This window comes from Streptomyces sp. TRM68367 (assembly GCF_014495685.1).
Lineage (GTDB): Bacteria > Actinomycetota > Actinomycetes > Streptomycetales > Streptomycetaceae > Streptomyces.
Window position 1 is genome coordinate 1 of record NZ_JACTVI010000081.1, and the last position, 16743, is coordinate 16743.

Annotated in this window: 18 protein-coding genes; 2 read left to right on the top strand and 16 right to left on the bottom strand. The window is 66.9% G+C overall.

The window, feature by feature from the left end:
- Positions 1-66: 66 nt before the first annotated feature.
- The 6 genes from H8R17_RS34305 to H8R17_RS34330 all read right to left on the bottom strand — a co-directional run bounded on the left by H8R17_RS34305 (position 67) and on the right by H8R17_RS34330 (position 5780).
- The gene (locus tag H8R17_RS34305) at positions 67-948 is read right to left on the bottom strand and encodes a DNA cytosine methyltransferase (protein ID WP_187827126.1); all 882 of its coding nucleotides are present in this window, start codon (positions 946-948) and stop codon (positions 67-69) included.
- 85 nt (positions 949-1033) lie between these two features.
- Positions 1034-1375, bottom strand: coding sequence for a hypothetical protein (locus H8R17_RS34310; RefSeq protein WP_187827127.1), 342 nt, complete (start codon positions 1373-1375; stop codon positions 1034-1036).
- A 79-nt stretch (positions 1376-1454) separates the two neighbouring features.
- The gene (locus H8R17_RS34315) at positions 1455-2297 is read right to left on the bottom strand and encodes a hypothetical protein (protein ID WP_187827128.1); all 843 of its coding nucleotides are present in this window, start codon (positions 2295-2297) and stop codon (positions 1455-1457) included.
- Positions 2298-2859: 562 nt separating this feature from the next.
- A complete protein-coding gene (locus H8R17_RS34320) occupies positions 2860-4134 on the bottom strand; it encodes a hypothetical protein (protein WP_187827129.1) in 1275 nt (424 codons plus the stop codon).
- A 413-nt stretch (positions 4135-4547) separates the two neighbouring features.
- Positions 4548-5297, bottom strand: coding sequence for a hypothetical protein (locus tag H8R17_RS34325; protein ID WP_187827130.1), 750 nt, complete (start codon positions 5295-5297; stop codon positions 4548-4550).
- A 156-nt stretch (positions 5298-5453) separates the two neighbouring features.
- Complete coding sequence (locus tag H8R17_RS34330; RefSeq protein ID WP_187827131.1) at positions 5454-5780, bottom strand: hypothetical protein; 327 nt, start codon at positions 5778-5780, stop codon at positions 5454-5456.
- Between the two features lie 595 nt (positions 5781-6375).
- Here H8R17_RS34330 and H8R17_RS34335 point away from each other — a divergent pair.
- Positions 6376-7431, top strand: a complete 1056-nt coding sequence (locus H8R17_RS34335; RefSeq protein WP_187827132.1) for a hypothetical protein — start codon at positions 6376-6378, stop codon at positions 7429-7431.
- Positions 7432-7483: 52 nt separating this feature from the next.
- Here H8R17_RS34335 and H8R17_RS34340 read toward each other — a convergent pair whose 3' ends face one another.
- From H8R17_RS34340 to H8R17_RS34370, 7 genes are all read right to left on the bottom strand, one after another.
- Complete coding sequence (locus tag H8R17_RS34340) at positions 7484-7765, bottom strand: hypothetical protein (protein WP_187827133.1); 282 nt, start codon at positions 7763-7765, stop codon at positions 7484-7486.
- 515 nt (positions 7766-8280) lie between these two features.
- Complete coding sequence (locus tag H8R17_RS34345; RefSeq protein ID WP_187827134.1) at positions 8281-9243, bottom strand: alpha/beta fold hydrolase; 963 nt, start codon at positions 9241-9243, stop codon at positions 8281-8283.
- Positions 9240-9863, bottom strand: a complete 624-nt coding sequence (locus H8R17_RS34350) for a GNAT family N-acetyltransferase (RefSeq protein WP_187827135.1) — start codon at positions 9861-9863, stop codon at positions 9240-9242. Before H8R17_RS34350 ends, H8R17_RS34345 begins: the two co-directional genes overlap by 4 nt.
- A 245-nt stretch (positions 9864-10108) precedes the next feature.
- Positions 10109-10741, bottom strand: a complete 633-nt coding sequence (locus H8R17_RS34355) for a GNAT family N-acetyltransferase (RefSeq protein WP_187827136.1) — start codon at positions 10739-10741, stop codon at positions 10109-10111.
- A 58-nt stretch (positions 10742-10799) separates the two neighbouring features.
- A complete protein-coding gene (locus H8R17_RS34360) occupies positions 10800-11216 on the bottom strand; it encodes a hypothetical protein (protein WP_262505705.1) in 417 nt (138 codons plus the stop codon).
- 483 nt (positions 11217-11699) lie between these two features.
- Entirely contained in the window at positions 11700-12068 is a 369-nt protein-coding gene (locus tag H8R17_RS34365) for an SH3 domain-containing protein (protein ID WP_187827138.1), read from the bottom strand.
- 585 nt (positions 12069-12653) lie between these two features.
- Positions 12654-12998, bottom strand: coding sequence for an SH3 domain-containing protein (locus H8R17_RS34370; RefSeq protein ID WP_187827139.1), 345 nt, complete (start codon positions 12996-12998; stop codon positions 12654-12656).
- A gap of 274 nt (positions 12999-13272) precedes the next feature.
- Between H8R17_RS34370 and H8R17_RS34375 the strand changes: the two genes are divergently transcribed.
- Positions 13273-13554 (top strand): hypothetical protein, encoded by a 282-nt coding sequence (locus H8R17_RS34375; protein WP_187827140.1) that lies wholly within the window; start codon positions 13273-13275, stop codon positions 13552-13554.
- Positions 13555-13747: 193 nt separating this feature from the next.
- Here the strand turns inward: H8R17_RS34375 and H8R17_RS34380 are convergent, their stop codons facing one another.
- From H8R17_RS34380 to H8R17_RS34390, 3 genes are all read right to left on the bottom strand, one after another.
- Entirely contained in the window at positions 13748-14620 is an 873-nt protein-coding gene (locus tag H8R17_RS34380; RefSeq protein ID WP_187827141.1) for a DNA ligase, read from the bottom strand.
- Between the two features lie 41 nt (positions 14621-14661).
- Positions 14662-15021 carry a DUF6233 domain-containing protein gene (locus tag H8R17_RS34385; protein ID WP_187827142.1) on the bottom strand — a complete coding sequence of 120 codons (360 nt, stop codon included), beginning with the start codon at positions 15019-15021 and terminating at the stop codon, positions 14662-14664.
- A 235-nt stretch (positions 15022-15256) separates the two neighbouring features.
- On the bottom strand, positions 15257-15910 hold the full coding sequence (locus H8R17_RS34390; protein ID WP_223125826.1) for a hypothetical protein: 654 nt from the start codon (positions 15908-15910) through the stop codon (positions 15257-15259).
- Positions 15911-16743: the final 833 nt, after the last annotated feature.

Here is a 16743-nt window from a genome sequence, read left to right on the forward strand (position 1 = left end):
ATCACGCTCGTGACATGCGCGAGCAGCCCAACCACCCGTCACGCCAGGGCCGTTGACCTGCACGAATCACGATGAAACTTCCTCAATGCGAGCGATGGTGCTCTCGGCCAGAGGGTCAAGCCCGTGCTCGTGACGGTCGGCGATGCGAACGCCTTCGTCCTCCCAGTTGATGATGGAGGACGCGGGCTGGACGTACGGCTCCACGACCCCGTGGCCGCAGGGGCACGTGTAGTCGTACTGCACGCCGTACTTGCCGACTCCGCTCCTCCGGGGCTTCTGGCCCTTGCGGGGCTTACGAGGCTTACGCCAGGTCTGCACCGCGTGCACGTCCTCGTCGCAGACCTCGCAGAACGCCAGCGGCGTCGGCTTCACATCCGGGAGACGGATTCCAACCTGCGTGAAAACGATGTACAGCCGATCGCGCCACTGCGGAGCGGGGAGATTGAACGCGTCCCCGATGTGTGCCGACGAGACACAGACGATCTGGTAGTTGTAGCCCAACTGCGCCATTCCGGCCAGCCACCAGTCAAACAACTCCCAGTCGGTCGCGAACTCGATGACGTTCTCAACCAATACGGCCTTGTAGCGGTGGAGTTGGACGGCACGGATGACTTCGAAAGCAGTAGCCCGGGTTCGCTGGAACGCCTTGTCCGGGAGGGCTTTCCATTCCTCGTCATCGACTTGCCCCTTGGTCCGGGGGCGCCCCCCGGCGGGACTTATCTCTGTACAGATGGGGCTCGCCCAAAGAATGTCTGTCTTCGGGAGGCGCCTCATGTCGTAGTACTCCATCTCGGCGCATAGGTGCTCGGCGTCGGGATGATTGGCGGTGTGCGTATCGACCGCGACTTGCCAGTGATTGGCGGCGAGTAGGAGTTCGAGTCCTGCATTGACAAGGCCCGTACTGGATCCGCCCGCGCCCGCATACATATCGGTGAATGTGAGGCTCAAGTGCTCTTCCTGCGTATGGGTTCCTGAGCGCTTCGTGCTCGGTTTGCCCTCCGGGCCCGAAGCGCTGGAAAAGACTGCGGGGCGGTTACTCGCCGTAGATCTGGTACGTGAGCCGGACTGCGGTCTCGATGACGTTCTCGACCGTGCCCACCTGGAAGCGGCCGGTCTGCGCTTCGCGGATCAGGTCCCAGGTGGAGGAGGTGCCGAGCGCGACTGCCAGGCGACGGGCGATCCGGGAACGGGGGTCCTCGGCCTGGGCGGAGTGACGCGGGCCTGACGTGCTCCAGGTCGGCAGGCAGGGCGGGGACGCCCACAGCAAGGGCATCGGCCGGTGGTGGTCGGGGAGTCCGACCGGCTCGGGGTCGCTGGAGTGGCGGGCGAGTGCCAGGGCCCAGTGGTTGTGTGCCGGGGGAATGCGGGTGGTCATGTGTCCATCCGTGGTTGTGGGTTCGTGGGCGCCGGGCCCGGTTGCCCTCCGGGCCCGGCAGGTTGGGGTGTGTCGGCTGCTAGCCGCCGTAGGTCTCGATGACCCGCTTCTCGACGGTGAGGAGGCGGCAGAGGCGGGTCACGACCTCGGCCGGGACCTCGATGGTGGCGCCGTTGTGGCCGTCGGCGTCGAAGACGGTCATCAGGGCCCCGCCCGGTGCTACGTGGCGGGTGCGGCGCAGTTCGGACAGGTCGGAGAGGAGGCCATAGAGCTTGTCCGGGCCGTCCGGCTCCTCACCGTCGACCGGGGCGCCGAGCGGGTGGTGGCTGCCGTAGCGGGTGGCTGTCGCCTGGAGGTAGCGCTGGATTGCGCCGACCATCCTGAGGAGCTCGGAGCCGTGGTAGATGACCCCGATGTGCTCGTCGGGGCCCTCGTGTTGCACGTGCCAGTTCTTGACCTGGTCGGCACGGCTGGGCAGGCCCTCGTCACCCCCGATGGTCAGGTAGGTGGCGTCCGGGAGCCGGACGTGGATGAGGTGGCCGACCCCCTGGACGGGAACGATGTCGCCGATCACGTTGTGGTCGCGCAGGGTGGCGAGGACGGGCGCGTACTGCGGGCCGATCTCGTCGGTCGAGTAGGCCATGGTGATCGCCCAGTTCACGAGCGGCTTCGGGTCACTGGGCCAGGGCAGTTCACCGTGGGCGATGTTCGTGCCTTGCGGCGACCGGCGCTGCCAGAGCAGGACGAGAGGAGCGGAGGGCTGAGGCTTGTCGGGTCCGGGCCACACCGTCACCTCGTCTCCGGAGCTGGGCAGGGTGAACACGACGGATTTGCCGAGGATGTTGTTCGATTCGACCTGCGCGCCTTCACGGATGGCAATAGCGAGGGCGGTCATGGAAATAGGAATCTCGGGGTTGGTCACCTGAGTGACTCCATTCAGCAGTGTGGGTTCCTGGGGGCTTTGCCCTGCCCCCTTTGGAATTCAGGTTCTTGATGTCACATCAATGTTCTGCGGATTCCAAATAAAGCACTCTGTGGAGTTGTAAAGGATCGACGACCGTGCGGGTCTATTCGCTGTCGATGTTCCTGTGAGGCGGCTTCCTGCTTTCCATTTCCGCCCCTTTCGACATAGGTAAATCTACGTTCCATGGAGAGGTGGGTCAATCTCGGAATCCGGGTTTCAGGAAGGGGATTGGAAGGAATTTTGGAGTGTCTGCCACGTTGCGGCGACATTTTTAAGGGTGTGCGGCCTGCGGTCGGCTGCCGGGCGGTACCGAACGCGGTGCAGTGCCGTGGAGTGGCCCCCTCCCCCTTCCCGGCGAAAAGAAAACGGGGCCCGAACGGGAGGGGTGCAAGAACGCGGCGAAGCCCGTTCTTGCACCCCTCCCGCCGAGGGCCCCACAATCGGAAAGCCGGGAAGAGGAGATGTTCTGGTCGGCTCACCGTGACGGCGGATCGGCGGGCCGGGAGTGCCGTTTGCGGGATCAGGCGGGGAGTCGGAGCTGTCGGCACGTAGTGCGCCACAGCTCCTCGAAGTTCTTCTTCTGCTTCGCGACCACGCCGCTGGGGGCGATCGCGTGGAACTCCTCCACGGTGGGGAAAAGGGTGCCGCGCGAGAGGGTCTGGCTGCGGAGATGACCGAGGGGGTGCAGGGCGCTTTCCTCGACATGCTCGCCGGCTTCCTGCGCGCGACGGCGTATGAGGTCGGCGACCTGCGCATGGGTTCCCGTGATCACGACCTCGACGGACCTGCTTGCCTTCCCCTTCCGGGACGCGTCGCGGCAGCCCGGCTGCGGGTCGCGGCAGGCGGGTCCGTGCCACTGCACGCACGGCGGTGTCCGCTCGCCGGTGTCCGGATCGAGGCAGCCAGGCCACGGGGAGGGGCAGGAGTCACCGTGCCGTTCCCGGCAACTGCCGGTGCGGGCTGGTGGAAAGACACGCCGTACTCGGTACAGCGCCCATTCCGCCGACGCCAAGTGGCCGTCCAGTGCCCGCAGCGCCGCGGTGTTGCCGTCCCCGGCGACGAGCTCGTACAGCGTGCCCTTCGGGTAGAAGGAGCCGTTCTCGTTCAGCGCCATCGACGTGTACTCCAGCGCCAGTACCTCGACAGCCTGCTCAAGGTGGTCGCGCAGGCGCGCCAGATGGGCAGGCTGGGCAGAACAGGAGCCTGAGTAAACGCAGAACGTGCAGTAGGACTTGGGCCACAAGAAGCCGAATTCGGTGAACAGCCGGGCCTCCACGATGTCGCGGTCCCAGCCCTGCCCAATGAGCGGGTACTCGACGGTGCAGATGGTCCGTCGGGCCTTGAGGTTGTCCGTGTGCTGGCATCCATCGTAGGTGCGGGCGCGCTTGTGCTCGCGGGCGTGGTAGCCGACGATCTTCCGGAACGGCCGGTCGGGGAACTCCGCCAGCCCCCACTGGTCCAGCGGCCAGCCCTTGTATTTCAACGAGCACGAGTTCCCGCCGGCGGCCTGGACGACCGTGCCATTGACGGAGAGTTCGTCCATCAGAGTCCAGCGGCCTCGCGGGACGAAGCGCCGCGGCTCGCAGGAGTCCGCGAGGACTTCCCAGCCGTCCGCCTCGTACGGGCCGCACCGCGCGACCTGGATGTACCTGACCCTATGGCGCCGGAGGAGAGGGAATACGTGGTCCTCGACGAGCTTGACGGTGTCCGCCCACTCTGATCCGACCGTCGCCGTGACCACAATCAGGTCGGAGAGATCCGGCTCCAGGCCGTAGCTGACAGGGTCGCGCAGCATTTCGATCAGAACGAGTGTGGAATCAGCTCCAAGCCCATAAGAGAGCACGGTCGCCGGCTTGACGTCGACCGCAGCGGGGAGAGGCTCTTGCCATAGGTCGAGTTGCAGTTGCGGGCTGTGGGCACCCATACGTGTAGTTCCCTTGCCGAAGGTGGGTTCCGGGGGCCTTGCCCTGCCCCCTGATACGACGTAGATGAATCTGCGCTCTGCTGAGCGCGGCCCCGGCACTGCCCAGCGCACACCCTCACGGGGGTGAACCGAACTTTCCACCGAGGAAAAGGCGTTGGACTCGGGAGGATGCCGCCCGCGCGGGAGGCGGGCGGCATCCGGGAGGCCCCGGTGTACGTCAGGCCGGGGGCCGCCGAGTTGTTCAGGGTCGACCGATAGCCGGTTTCGGGCGGAGCAACCTCACGTCACCGGGGCTGAGCCGTGAATTGCACGCTGCGGATCGTGCTGCCGTGCCAGGCATCCGCGTTCTCGTGGGAGTTGATGTCGGACACGAACCGCTCCGTGGCGACGGCGCGGGCCGACGCCTCGGTCGGGGCCTCCTCCGCGGGGATCACGTACTCCCATACACCGTCGTCCCCGCCGTCCTCGGGGTGCTGGAACTGGACCACCCACGCGCCGGTGGAGGAGAACACGACTCCGCCGTCGAGCGTGATCCGCAGGGGTACGGCGTCCTCGCCCCAGATCCGGGTGCCGATCTCGGTGAGCCCGTCCATGTGGGCGGAGATCCGAGCCACTCCGGCTTCGTCGACGTAGAAGAAGCAGGCGGCCCCCGCGATGGTGACGTTGGGGTGGCAGGGCATCTCCGGGTCGCTGTAGTCCGCGCAGGAGAAGTGCGCCCCCAGGTTCAGCTCCTGGTACAACGTGGCGCCCAGCTCGCCTTCAGCGTTGGCCAGGTGCTGGCGGATGGCCTGGGCGACGTCTCGGGCGATCGTCTCGGCGTCGCCGGTTGTCGGCCCGGGGAATCGGGCGATCTCGCCGGAGCCGTCGAAGACGGTTTCCAGACGCAGATGACCGTGGTCGTCGAAGTGAAGGGTGAACGTGTCCGTCCCGGGAGCTGCCAGGCGACCGTTGGCCCCTCGGGGGCCGCGCTCGGCCGCCCAGGTGCCGCCGAGGATCCCGGCGGCGAGCTGCGCGATGTCTGCGGGAGTATGCAAGGTCTGGCTGATCCCTTCGATTCCGGTGGGGATTCGGGCTGGGGAGGCGCCGTCGGCACACGCGTCTCGCGGGCAGGAGCGCCACGCCGACGGGCGGGTCCCGCGTCCGGGGGGCAGGGCTGTCGCGCCGCCCTGCCCCCCGGACGGGGCGGTGGGTCAGAAGAGGAGGACGCTGGACGGGTTCTCGATGGCCAGCTGGAGCATCGCGGCGTCCGGCCCGCCCTTCGCCATGATCAGCATCCCGGCGAATTGCCCCATCTGCGACTCCGTCAGCGGGCTCTCGCCGTGCTCGGTGAGGAACTCGTCGACCGCGTCCAGCACGTCGTCGGGGTGGGTGAACTGGCCGACCGTGCCGAGCAGTCCGGCCGGCTCGCCGCCCTTCCACAGCTGCGCCGAGAAGTACCGAAGGGCCGGGTCGAAGACCGCCTTGAGCTGTGTGGTGTCGTTGAGCTGGAGCGGCTGCGTCAAGTGGTTGAGGTCCATGGGATCTCCTGATCCGCGAGTGGGTTCCGGGGCTTGCCCTGCCCCTTGTTCGACATAGGTAAATCTATCCTTCGCGGGTGTCGTGGTCAATCGGAAAAGGGGCTCTGGGCTGGGCAGATATGGATGTAGGGGGGTGTTGTCTGGTGCGGTCTGGTCCCGTGTGTCGCGGTCGGGTGACGGGCGCGGCCCCGCGCGGGGCGTTGCCGTGGAGATCGGCCCCCGCCCCCTCCCGGCGAAGAGAGATTTGGGGGGCCGTCGGACGGAGTGCAGGGGAGGACGGCTGGTTCTTCTCAGCGACGCAGGAGCGGAGAAAAACCGGGCGGCCGACCTTGCGCGGAGTTCGCTGCGGCCTCCCATACTCGATAGCCGGGAGGGACACCACCCGCACCCGGCCGAGCGCATCAACCCCGATGCGCCTTGCCTGGCTTGTTGTGAATGGGTGCCATATTCGACATCGCTCTGCCTTCGCCGACCGGAGGGCTGGACACAGACAGCAACCTGAACACGGCAACGTGGATCGGGAGACACGGAAGGGGCCGGACCTGCTGTCAACTCGGGTGCGGCACAAGGGCGTGAGGATTCATAATCCACTCCTATGACGACCGATCAGCCGCATCGCCGGTTCGGCCCCGATTTCGTAGCCGAACAGAAAAGCCGATACGGCCACCGCCGCCCCGAGGGGCGGCCCCTCTCGTACGACCTCGCCGTAGAAGACGAGTACGGCCCGTGGCGAGCATGGCTCGACACGCAACTCGCCCTGCTGCCGGACCAGCACGCCGACACGTACGCGAGGAACCTCTGGAAAGACCAGAACTTCTGGAGCGATCACATCGAACTCGCCGCCGGCGAGGCACTCCGGGCGTCGGGTCTCCACGTGGAGTACGAACGGCTGTGGGGCACGAAGACACCAGACTGGACCGTGCTCGACGACGAAGGCCGGCCGGTCGCCCTGGTCGAGGTGTTGACGCACAGCCCGTCGAAAGAGCTGTACGGAAGGATGAAGGCCTGGCACGACCTGGTCGAGCGGGTCAAGGAGATCCCCGTGCCCGTGGTGCTGACCGCGGCCGGCCCAACTGACCGCCCTCTGAATCCGCCGGACGCGCGCACAGCGAAGAAGATCGCCCTGGACCTGCGGCGCTACCTGTTGTCACCCCTGCATCAGGTGCAGTTCGCAAGCCAGGGCTACACCTTTCTCCTGATGGCCGATCCGCAGACGGGCTCCCCAATGCGCGTGCCCGGGATGCGCGCGATCCTGTCCCCGCCCAGCGGCCTGGCCGGAGTCGTCTCGGCCCAGCCGCTTGTTGCAGGCATCGAGGAGAAGGTCAGCAAGTACCGGGCCCTGGCCAACGAGGCAGGCCTGCCGCTCATCGTCGCCGCCGGAGCCGACAAGTTCACAGGCCTGGGCATCGAACAGCTGGACTGTCTCTTGAACGGCAGACCCACGGTGACGGTGCAGTTCAACTTCGGAGACACCTTCATCCACAGCCCCATCGAGTTCCAGCCCGGGAACCCGCCCCGGTGGATGATGCCTTCGGAGCTGGCCGGAGTGCTCTGGCTGGACAACGAGTTCCCGTTCACGGCGACATGGAGAGAGAACGTGGAGGCTCGGACACCTGCTCCGGAACGTCTGACCGGAGTCTGGGAACGCTGAAAGGCTCCGCCCGCACATTCCTTGCGCGGGCGCAGGGCCGAGCGGGGCGACGTCACGATTCCTCGGGGCCGCCGGTGCGCCCGACCAGATGGGTCTGCAACTCGTCCAGGAGCACCATTGCGTCGTCCACGGTCACGTACGACTTACAGATCGAAGCCGTGGCATCGACCTCGACCTTGATTTCGAATTCGGCGTATGTGGCGTCGTCGTCCCAGTTGTAGGTGCCGGGCGGAGCGGCGCCAATTCCATCGGGGCCTTCGTTGAACCACCCGCGTCCGAAGATGACTTCAAGTGTTTCACCGAGGGTGCTCTGTGGGATTCCGCTGAAATCCACTGTGGCGCGGACGTGATCGTCGAAGCATACGAAGCCGGATGCTTATCTGGGCCGTTCGACTCTCATGCGCGGATCACAGCAGCCGGTTGGGCGTCCAAGGCCGGGGAATGCGGCGGCAAAGGCGACCAGGGCGGCGTCCTGCTGGGCGGTCCAGGCCGTGTGCCAGTGCTCAAGGGCTTGGCGGGCGTGCGGCTGCATGGGCTCTCCGATCCAACACGATCGAGAAGGCCAAGGGTGAGGTGGTGCAAATCGCTGCAGACCGGGCCCGATCGGCTTGCTCGCCGTGGGGCCGGCGGGCGCTGTGGGCCGGGACCGACCTGCTTACGCGGAGGGCTTTCCGGAACCGGAGGATGCCCGTGGCCCGGGTTCGGCGGGACGGTGGGGATGTTGAACGCGGCTTCGGTGGCGCCGTCGGGGCCTTGTCGGCTCGGCGATGAACCGCAGGGTCATCGCCGTGTCAGGGCCGAGCCGGATGGACAACGGGGCAGCGGAAGGTGGCTGTTGGTGGGCGGGGCTCATATGGGTACACCTCGAAGGCGCGTCGGCGCCGCGGCCGTGGATTCGGGCGCGCGGAGCGCGGCCTCGGCCATCCCGCTCAGAACCTGAGTCACCGCGGCGTGGCCGAACCTGTTGGTGGGCAGTCGGTGCCCGGCGCCCGCGACGGGCGCGTGGACACGTGCGTTGGGCAGCTGCCGGGCCAGTTCACGGGTCTGGGACAGGGGGATCCAGTCGTCCAGCTCGCCCGTGATGATCTCGACTTGGTCGTCGAGGGCGTCGAGCGCGTGAAGCTGATCTGCCGTGGTGTAGGTGCGCAGGGACTGCCACAGCTCGGCGATCTGCTCCGTGGGCGTATGGCGGATAGCTTGTCGACCCGGCGGCGGAATGTCGTCATGGTGCTGTGCCTCGGGGCGGAGCGCCCATGGGTGACGGTTCGGGAGCCGACGCCGTACGGCGTCGGCGGCGGGCGGCATCCAGCAGAGGGGATACGAGTAACTGGCACGGACTGCTGCCTTGATCCAGTGGCGAGGGTGGTTGCCCGGTGCCAGCTGGGCTCTGCTGCAGGCCGTCGAGATCAGGGCCACGTGGGGGTTCCGGCGCCGGATGAGTTCCGGTTGCCGGGCAGCGACGGTGAGGGCTGCCATGCCGCCCATGCTGTGGCCGGCGAGGACGATCGGGCCCTGGGGTGTGGTCGCGTCGATGATGTGGGCGAGGTCGGCGCCGAGCCGGTCGATGGTGAGTGCGGCGTGGCCGGGGTCCGATGTGCCGTGGGCTCGCTGGTCGTAGCGGACGACCCGAACGCCGCGGGCGGACAGTTCGCGTGCCTGGAGGCGCCACACGTCCGCGGTCATCAGGTATCCGTGGCTGAGGATGGCCGTCACGCCGGCGTGTGAAGGACCATCGGTGTAGACCGTCAGCCGGGCGTCGTCGTCGGTGACGACCGTGGACCGTCGGGTGCCCGGGGGCGCAGCCGCCCTCACAGCGCGATCCGGAATTCGAGCTCGTCGGCGACGTCCAGGCCGGAGTTCGGCAGCAAGCCGAGCAGCGCCATGTTGCGCACGTACGAGGTCTGGGGAAGGGCCGGACCGCCGAGATGCTCGACGATGAGGAGCATGCGCCAGTTCGTCCACAGCGAGGTAACGGCGAGGGACGTGAATCCGGCGTCGCGGGCGAGGTCGGCAGCAAGATCGGCCAGTCGCGTACCGAGCCCACGCGACTGGTAGGCATCCGGAGAGCGGTCGGCGACCAGCATCGCCACGTCGCACACCTCCGGTGCGTTGGAGCGCTCGACCATCGATGCCATGGCCACGACGCGATCAGACTGGTATGGGGTTACAAGGAGCGCCCGACTGCGCGGGCTGTCCGCCATGCGCCGCCACTCGGCGGCGGAGAATCCGGGACGGCCGGCTCCGTACCGTCCGACGAGGGTCGCGGCGCTGCAGCGGGCATGCAGGTCCTCGACGAGCGGGTAGTCCTCGACGACCGCCGCGCGGGTGTACGCGACCGAGCCGTCGTCCAGGATGAAGGGCGTGTCGTGTCTGACATCAGTGAGGAGCGGGGGCACTGAGGAGATCTCCAATTCAGCGTCGGATGTCTTCATGCGGCTGGTCAGGAACAGCCGGCGGTGTTGCGCGATGTCAGCCCCCGAGATGACCGGTAGCGCTCCGATCCCGGTCTGTCCTGCGGAATCCTCCGAGCCGGTACGCCACGACCTCGCCGGCTGCTGCCCCGGTGATGACGGAAGACGATGGCCCGTGCGTGAGGCCGACGATCTCGATGCCGACCGGCCCGGTGGATCCCGGCACGACGAGAAGCAGGAGCCTGGAGGATGGTCTTGTGCATGGCCTACTCCTCCACGCGGATCAGCGCGTCGACGGTCGGCCCGCTCGGGTGCTCCACTTCGGCATTCAGCCCCCGCAGGATGGAGAGCATCCGTTGGTTGCCGCGTCCCGTCATAGCTGTGATGGCCCGGCAGTCGAGGGTGTAGGTGCGGGCGAGGTTCACCATGTAGCCCGTGAGAACCGTGCCCAGCCCTTGTCCCTGCCAGGAGTCCTCGACGAGGATGCCGAGTTCTCGGACATGGGGGGCCGAGGTGCGCAGCAGGTGGGTGACGGCGATGACGCGGGACCGGTCATGAACCGGGGTGGTGATCAAGGTCGTGCCGTTCGCCCGGTCGCAGAGGTGCCACCACTCGTGGGTCGTCACAGCCTGCCGAGCTGCGTTGTAGCGGGCATAGCAGGAATCCAGCGAGCACCTGGCATGCATCTCGTTGACCTGGTCGAGGTCTTCGATACACGCCATCCGGGTCAGCGTCACCCGATTCGCGCGCGTGGTCATCTGCAGCGGCGGGGGATCGAGCAGCAGCGAGGAGACTGGCAGCTGCGGCACGGCGGATGCGGGCTCTAGTGCATCCTGGGTCAACGGTGAGCGGTTGTCGCTCTGACCAGTGACTTCCGAGCCAGTGCCGTTCTTCGTCATCCGGTCTTCCTCCTGGCCCGGTGCCGTTTCCCTCGTGACTTGCTTCGTGGACGTCCGGTCAGCTCTTCACGGGCCATTCCAGGGGCTCCTTGTAGTAGCCCTGCGTGAGCTCCACCGCGCTCGCCCGCTGACCCTCCGGGATGAGGAAGGCGGTGCAGATCCGCTCCGACCGCCCCGCCGCGAGCTTCTTGTCGCTGTCGAAAGCTGGGCAGTTGGGCCATTTCGCCTGGCCAAGGAGCACGATGAGGGCACGCGTGCGCTGGCCACTGCTGGTCTTGATGACCAGGTCGTCGTCCATGTCACCAACGCGCATGGCCTTGCCGCCCTCGTGGGTGAGCGTGGACCAGACGAACACAGGGATCTGCGGTCCCTCCTTCGCGTCCCTCTCCAGCCCAGAGTTGTCCACGTCGGCTGCAGTGCCGGTCACCACCTTGGTAGGCGTGACCCTGTAGGTGGCGCCGGCAGAGTCCTGCATGGTGCTCTCCTGCACCGGACTGGGCTGGCCGAGATGGAACGTCGTCTGCTCCTGTGCCGTGCTGGAGGCGGAATTCGGGCGCCCTGCTGCCGAATCGTCGTCGCTGCATCCGGTCAGCACCACGGCCAGGGCCAAAGCACCGATCACCGTCGGAACAGCACGAGTCCACCTACGCATGTCTTCCTCGCTTCTCCTATTGCGGGCTGGCCGGCGGCGCTCCTGGCACGAGACCCGGCCTTCTCTTGGTGGCGCTGATCTCGACATGGGCAGGACTGCGACGACCTACGGCAAAGAGCCGCCACACGTTTCGCCTGGTCCTCCGTGGTTCCGTACACGTATGTTGTGGGCTCGTCCCTGACCAACTGACTCGTCGGCGTCCAGTCCGTCGCGTGTGCTTCGTCTCGCATTGCTGCCGGTTTCTCGCTGCGGCTGCACGGGCCGTCGCCGCGCAGCCGCAAGCGCCCCGGACAGCGGGATGGCGGGTCAGTCCAACTGCATCGGTGTGTTGATGTAGATGCGAGCCACCCAGCCCGTCTCGCCCTTGTGCACGCCGGACTTGACCTTCACGTATCCCCAGCTCTTGCCGCTGCCGGTCGAGCCCTTGTTGCAGTCCCAGTAGACCCGCGTGTTCTTGGCGAGCTGACCGGTCGCGGTGTACTTGGTCCCCGGCCCGGTGCGGAACCGCACGGTGGTGGAGACGGTGGTGTTGAGCTTCACCGACTCGGTACAGGCGCTGCGGCCGACCTTGGAAGGGGCGGCCGAGGCGGTGGTCGCCGTCGCCGCCACACCGGCCGTCACCGATAGGGCCAGCACGGCCGAGGCGGCCAGACGCGCAGGAGTGCGGAGCGTCATGAGAGTCCTCTCGTCAGATGAGTTACTTGGGCTTTGCCGGATCGGGAGGCGTGCGGAATGCGGCCCGGTCCGGACGTAGGGATGAGGTGCCGCACCGATCGGGTGGTGTGGCACGGTGCCTGGCTGAACGTCAGGCAGACTTGATGCGCTGGCTGGTGCGCTCGAACTCCCGCATGCAAGGCCGGAGTTTCGTGGCCCAAGCAGCAGCCTTCAGGTCCGTGCTGCCTCGGTCGTCCGGTCCCGCGAATGCCGCCCGGATGTAGATTCCGGATGGACTTGTCGCGCTACGGGCACTCGTGTCGGTCGGGATGACCTCACGGCACGGGCCTACATTTCGCGCGGACTCCGCGGGCGCCGGAGACCACTGTTCTGACCAGTGGTTTTCCGGCTGGTCCCGTTCTGTGTCGTCGGGCCGTTGTCCCGCCCCCGTGTCGGTTTCCTCGGGACGAGACCTCGATGCGCCGGAGCAGGGGGCGTTTCACCTGCGGTTTCCGGGTGCGGTGTGGGATCTGATACCGCACCGACATCGGAACCGGGAATCCGACGCGACAGACGGGACCCACAGCATCGGTTCCCTTGAGTCGCTCAGCCGGCCAGTTGGTAGAGCATGTCGCTGCGGATCCAGCCGGTGGTCCCCTTGGCCAAGCCCCCCTTCGAGCGCTTGGTCAACTTGCTGTAGTACCAGTTGCTCTTGCCGCAGTAGATACGCAGGCGGTCGCCGTCGTAGAGCCGTCCCTTCGCCGTGTAGCCGGTACTCGGGCCGGTCCTGTAGTTGACTCCGTCCCCATCCACCACCCCCGTGAAGTCGGTCACGTTGTATGTGCACTTGGGAGAGCTGGCAGCGGACGCGGTCGGCGCCAGTGCTATCGCACCCCCCGCGAGGAGAGCGGTGGACAGGGTCATGGCTGCGGTTCGGCGGAACGCTGTCATGAACGAGGACTCCCTCTTTGATGCGTACGACCTCAGGCCGCGCGAGGCGACCTCATCAACAGGCGTTTATGTTAAGTCGCCACTCGTCTCTGAAAACAGCGTTGCTGCATCTTGGGTCTATCAACATGTGTGCATGACGTGGGCCGTGAGGTTTCTCCCCAGCGGGCCGGCATTGAAGGGCGCCGCAGTTGGCGTCTCGGGAGACGGGCGTAGCCGTTGGGGTGCAGGTCGGTCAACCAAGCGTTGAGACATCGGAAGGCCCGATACTGGGTCTGTGACCGGACGGCAGAAGTTGATGACCACCGACGGGATCCGCGAGTTCGTCAACGCCGCTCTCGCAGATCCCGCCGTCGACCTCGCAATCCCCCTTGCGATGTCGCTTGCGCTCCGCGAGGGATTGGGCGCGACAGTCCTCACCACGCTGTCCCGTGGCGACTATCACCCGAGCGTCGGAGACGTACCGGGGAGCCTCACCTACCGTGACGGCGACGAGATCAAGGTCGCCAAGCTCTCCACGGAGTCCGAACTCCTCCTATCTGCCTACCTGGACCGATGACTGCGGTAGAGGACCTCGTCCTCACTCGCGCGAGCGACCTGGCCGAAGTCGGGGACAGTGAGGATCAGGCACTCGGTCACCCCTTTGCAGCCAAGGAAGTTGCTAAGCCAACCCCCCTGGCCGTCATGAGCGTGCGTGCATGGCAGGGCTGGTGAAGTCCGTTGCTGGCTGATACGGCTCTGGCAGCGTGCCCTCAGCGGAGTCGCGTCACTGTGACTACCGCGTGTCTCGACGTCCCAGCCAGGACCTCGACGACGAGGTCCGGCGATGCCGCCATGTACGCCTCGCCTGTGTCCGTACGGCCACGCCCGGAAGCCGGCGAAATGGCGAGGTGCCCAGCGATCTGCGCGGCCAGCGGCGCGCCGAGCGCCTGGGAGAGCGCCGTACGCCCGTCCGGCAGACGGACCGCTACCGTGCGCGGGCGTGCCGCCGGCCCCGTGTAGCCGATCACCTCCGCATCGACCGTCTCGGAATGCCGCACCTTCTTCCACGAGGAGGAGCGCCCCGGACGGTACGGCGACGTCGAGAGCTTTGCGACGACACCCTCAACACCCGTGCCCTGGAGGGAGTCGGACCAGACCTCGGCCACCTCCGCATCGTCCGTCGCCGACACTGCCTGAATCCGTGACGGCGACGGAAGACCCGCCAGCACATCGAGCATGGCACCGCGCCGGTACTCGTACGGCCGACTCCGTACATCCCCCGTCGGCAGTGCGAGCACATCCCACACGATGTACAGGGCCGGATGATCTTCCGACAGGCGCGGCGCCCGCGACGGCGACGACAAAGCGCGGGACTGCGCAGCCTCGAACGAAATCCTGCCGTCCACCACGATGATCGCCTCGCCGTCCAGGATGACGCCCGGCGGCAGCTCCATCCCAGCGACAGCAATGTCCATCCATGACGCGGTCACGTCCCGCCCGGAACGAGCCTGAAGCCGCACCGTGCCCGTCTCCCGCCACAGCACCGTGCGGTGCCCGTCGAGCTTGACCTCGTACCACCAGTTCGGCCCGACCGGCAGCCGGGGAACCAGCTCAGCGAGCGCCACCTGTACGGGGAACTTCACACGATCAGCCTCCGACCTCCGCGGGTGCACCGCCTGCCGACCTAGCCAGGGATCACCCGCAGCTCCGTGTCCGGGTTGCAGTGAGGGCATGCCAACTCCACGTCCGCGTACAGCGCCCGCTTCGCCTGCTCCTCCGAGATCGCCTTGACTCGGACGCCCTGCGCCATGTGGCAGCCGCCCCGATGGATACGCGTCGGCGGACTCCCCGCGCCGATGCCCCGTTCCACCAGCCACTCGGGCGGCGGCGGGCGCTGCGCCTCGCCCGTGCGCCGCTCCGCCTCCCTGCGCTCCTCTGCGGCGATCCACGCATCGAGCTGCGCGAGGCTTGCCCGTGCCTGCTGCACGACCACGCGACGCGCGAAGTGCAGGAGCTCTAGTCGGGACGGAAGGGCTTCGTTCACATGTTCGAGTCTAGATTGGTTTTGGCTGGTCAGCGTCAGGGTGTCCCGTCTCGATTGATCTGGCTCGGAGTCAGGGCTGGGACCTGCGAGGACCAGATCACTTGAGACGGTGAGCTCCCTCGAATCTCATGTGATCTGGTCCGTCGCCCGCGGATGGTGCCCGTCGTCTCAATCGATGTGGTCCGCCGGTGGCGATTCGAAGTGACTGCAAGGCTGCGTATTGAGTCAGGCCTGGCTATCCGCCCGCGAAACGTGCCGCCAGGTCCATGGCCTCCTGGGTGAGTTTGATGTGCAGGCCGGCGTTGTCCTGCGTGGCGACCTGGGAAAAGCTGCCCTCGTGCCACCAGAACACCGAGGGGCTCAGCGCGCCCGGTGACTGCTCGAAGCCCACGGCGACGAACCGGGCCATGGTGTGCAGCGAGGGGGCCACGCTCCTGTCGCGGATGACGTGGAAGGCGAGTTGGTGCCGGTGCGGCAGCGTGACCAGGATTCCGTCCGGCGCCGGCGCGTCCTTGGTGTAGCGGCGTACGACCTCGTCGAGGACCAGAGCGAGGCTCGCGATGAAGTACGAGCTCCCCATCAGCACGTCGAAGTGGGAGCCGTCCTTGTCCCTGACCACCTTGTGCTTGTCAACGCGGACGGCCCGTAGGTTCTGGAACGCGCGGTCCCGAAGGGCCGTGATTTCACCCAGATTGGAGAGGGAGTCCGCGGTCAGCATGTCGACGGTTTCCGGGAGGTCGAGCGCCAGCACCTCCAGCAGGCCCGGGACCGATGGGGGACCGTACCCGAAGGCCTTCAGGAGCGCGGGATCGCCAGGAATGAAGCGGGGGTAGAGCTGGGCCAGGAGCCGTTCGTGCGGCAGGGCCCTGAGAGCCTGCGGTCCATCCATCGAACGGATGACCCGGTCAACATGTTCGTCTACCAGCGTCCGCCAGCACCGAGGGCCGCGGCTGTCGTGGTGGCACACGGCCGCGAGATTGGAGAGGCCAAAGCGCCAACCCGAGTCCGTGGTCACGCGTCCCGGTTCGACCGTTACCTCGATGCCGCGCTCCGCGAAGGCCTCGCGGACAAAGGTACGCAACCGGGCAGCCTCCGCCTCGGACAGGAACGCGAACTCCCCGTCGCGCGGCAGGTCCACCCCCTCACGACGCTCTCCGCGCCGAAATATCCCCACCAGGTCCCCAATCGCTCGAAGATCCGGATCATAGCCGCGACCGGCCCAGGCGCCTTCTTCAGGTTTCACGCCCGGTGAGAGGTCGGACGCCGACGGCCCCTCGACTTCCCCCGGTGACCTGCTTCCACGCCAGGAACCAGATCACCTGAGGCGACAAGCGAACCGGACCAGATCATCTGAGATTCGGACCAGGCCGACTGAGACGGGACACAGGGGATCTGATTGTCCTGTGACACCGCACGGTGAGCTCTGCCATCGAGAGTTGATGATCAGTAAGGTCGTGCCATCGAAGTTTGATCAGCGCGGAGTGCCGGTAGTCAGCGGTGGCCGTGGGGGAGCTCGCGGATGCGTATGCGCATCCGGATCTTCAGACGTTTGACCTGGGGCACTTGGATGATGGCCTACAGGTTCGGCGGTCTCTGGCGGCTTGCTGGGGCCGACCTCGTCGGCGATGCGTCTTCGGCCTGCCCCCGCGCGGGTGGAGTGGCCCTACGCCATGGGCCGCATTCGAGACTCGAATGCGCGGCGTGGGTCCAAGGCGACGCCCC

Coding starts and splice junctions, on each gene's coding strand:
- H8R17_RS34355 (WP_187827136.1), bottom strand. CDS start 10,741: ATGACGAAGAACGGCACTGGCTCGGAAGTCACTGGTCAGAGCGACAAC.
- H8R17_RS34335 (WP_187827132.1), top strand. CDS start 6,376: ATGACGACCGATCAGCCGCATCGCCGGTTCGGCCCCGATTTCGTAGCC.
- H8R17_RS34320 (WP_187827129.1), bottom strand. CDS start 4,134: ATGCTGCGCGACCCTGTCAGCTACGGCCTGGAGCCGGATCTCTCCGAC.
- H8R17_RS34350 (WP_187827135.1), bottom strand. CDS start 9,863: ATGAAGACATCCGACGCTGAATTGGAGATCTCCTCAGTGCCCCCGCTC.
- H8R17_RS34390 (WP_223125826.1), bottom strand. CDS start 15,910: ATGGATGGACCGCAGGCTCTCAGGGCCCTGCCGCACGAACGGCTCCTG.
- H8R17_RS34330 (WP_187827131.1), bottom strand. CDS start 5,780: ATGGACCTCAACCACTTGACGCAGCCGCTCCAGCTCAACGACACCACA.
- H8R17_RS34370 (WP_187827139.1), bottom strand. CDS start 12,998: ATGACAGCGTTCCGCCGAACCGCAGCCATGACCCTGTCCACCGCTCTC.
- H8R17_RS34310 (WP_187827127.1), bottom strand. CDS start 1,375: ATGACCACCCGCATTCCCCCGGCACACAACCACTGGGCCCTGGCACTC.
- H8R17_RS34365 (WP_187827138.1), bottom strand. CDS start 12,068: ATGACGCTCCGCACTCCTGCGCGTCTGGCCGCCTCGGCCGTGCTGGCC.
- H8R17_RS34360 (WP_262505705.1), bottom strand. CDS start 11,216: ATGCAGGACTCTGCCGGCGCCACCTACAGGGTCACGCCTACCAAGGTG.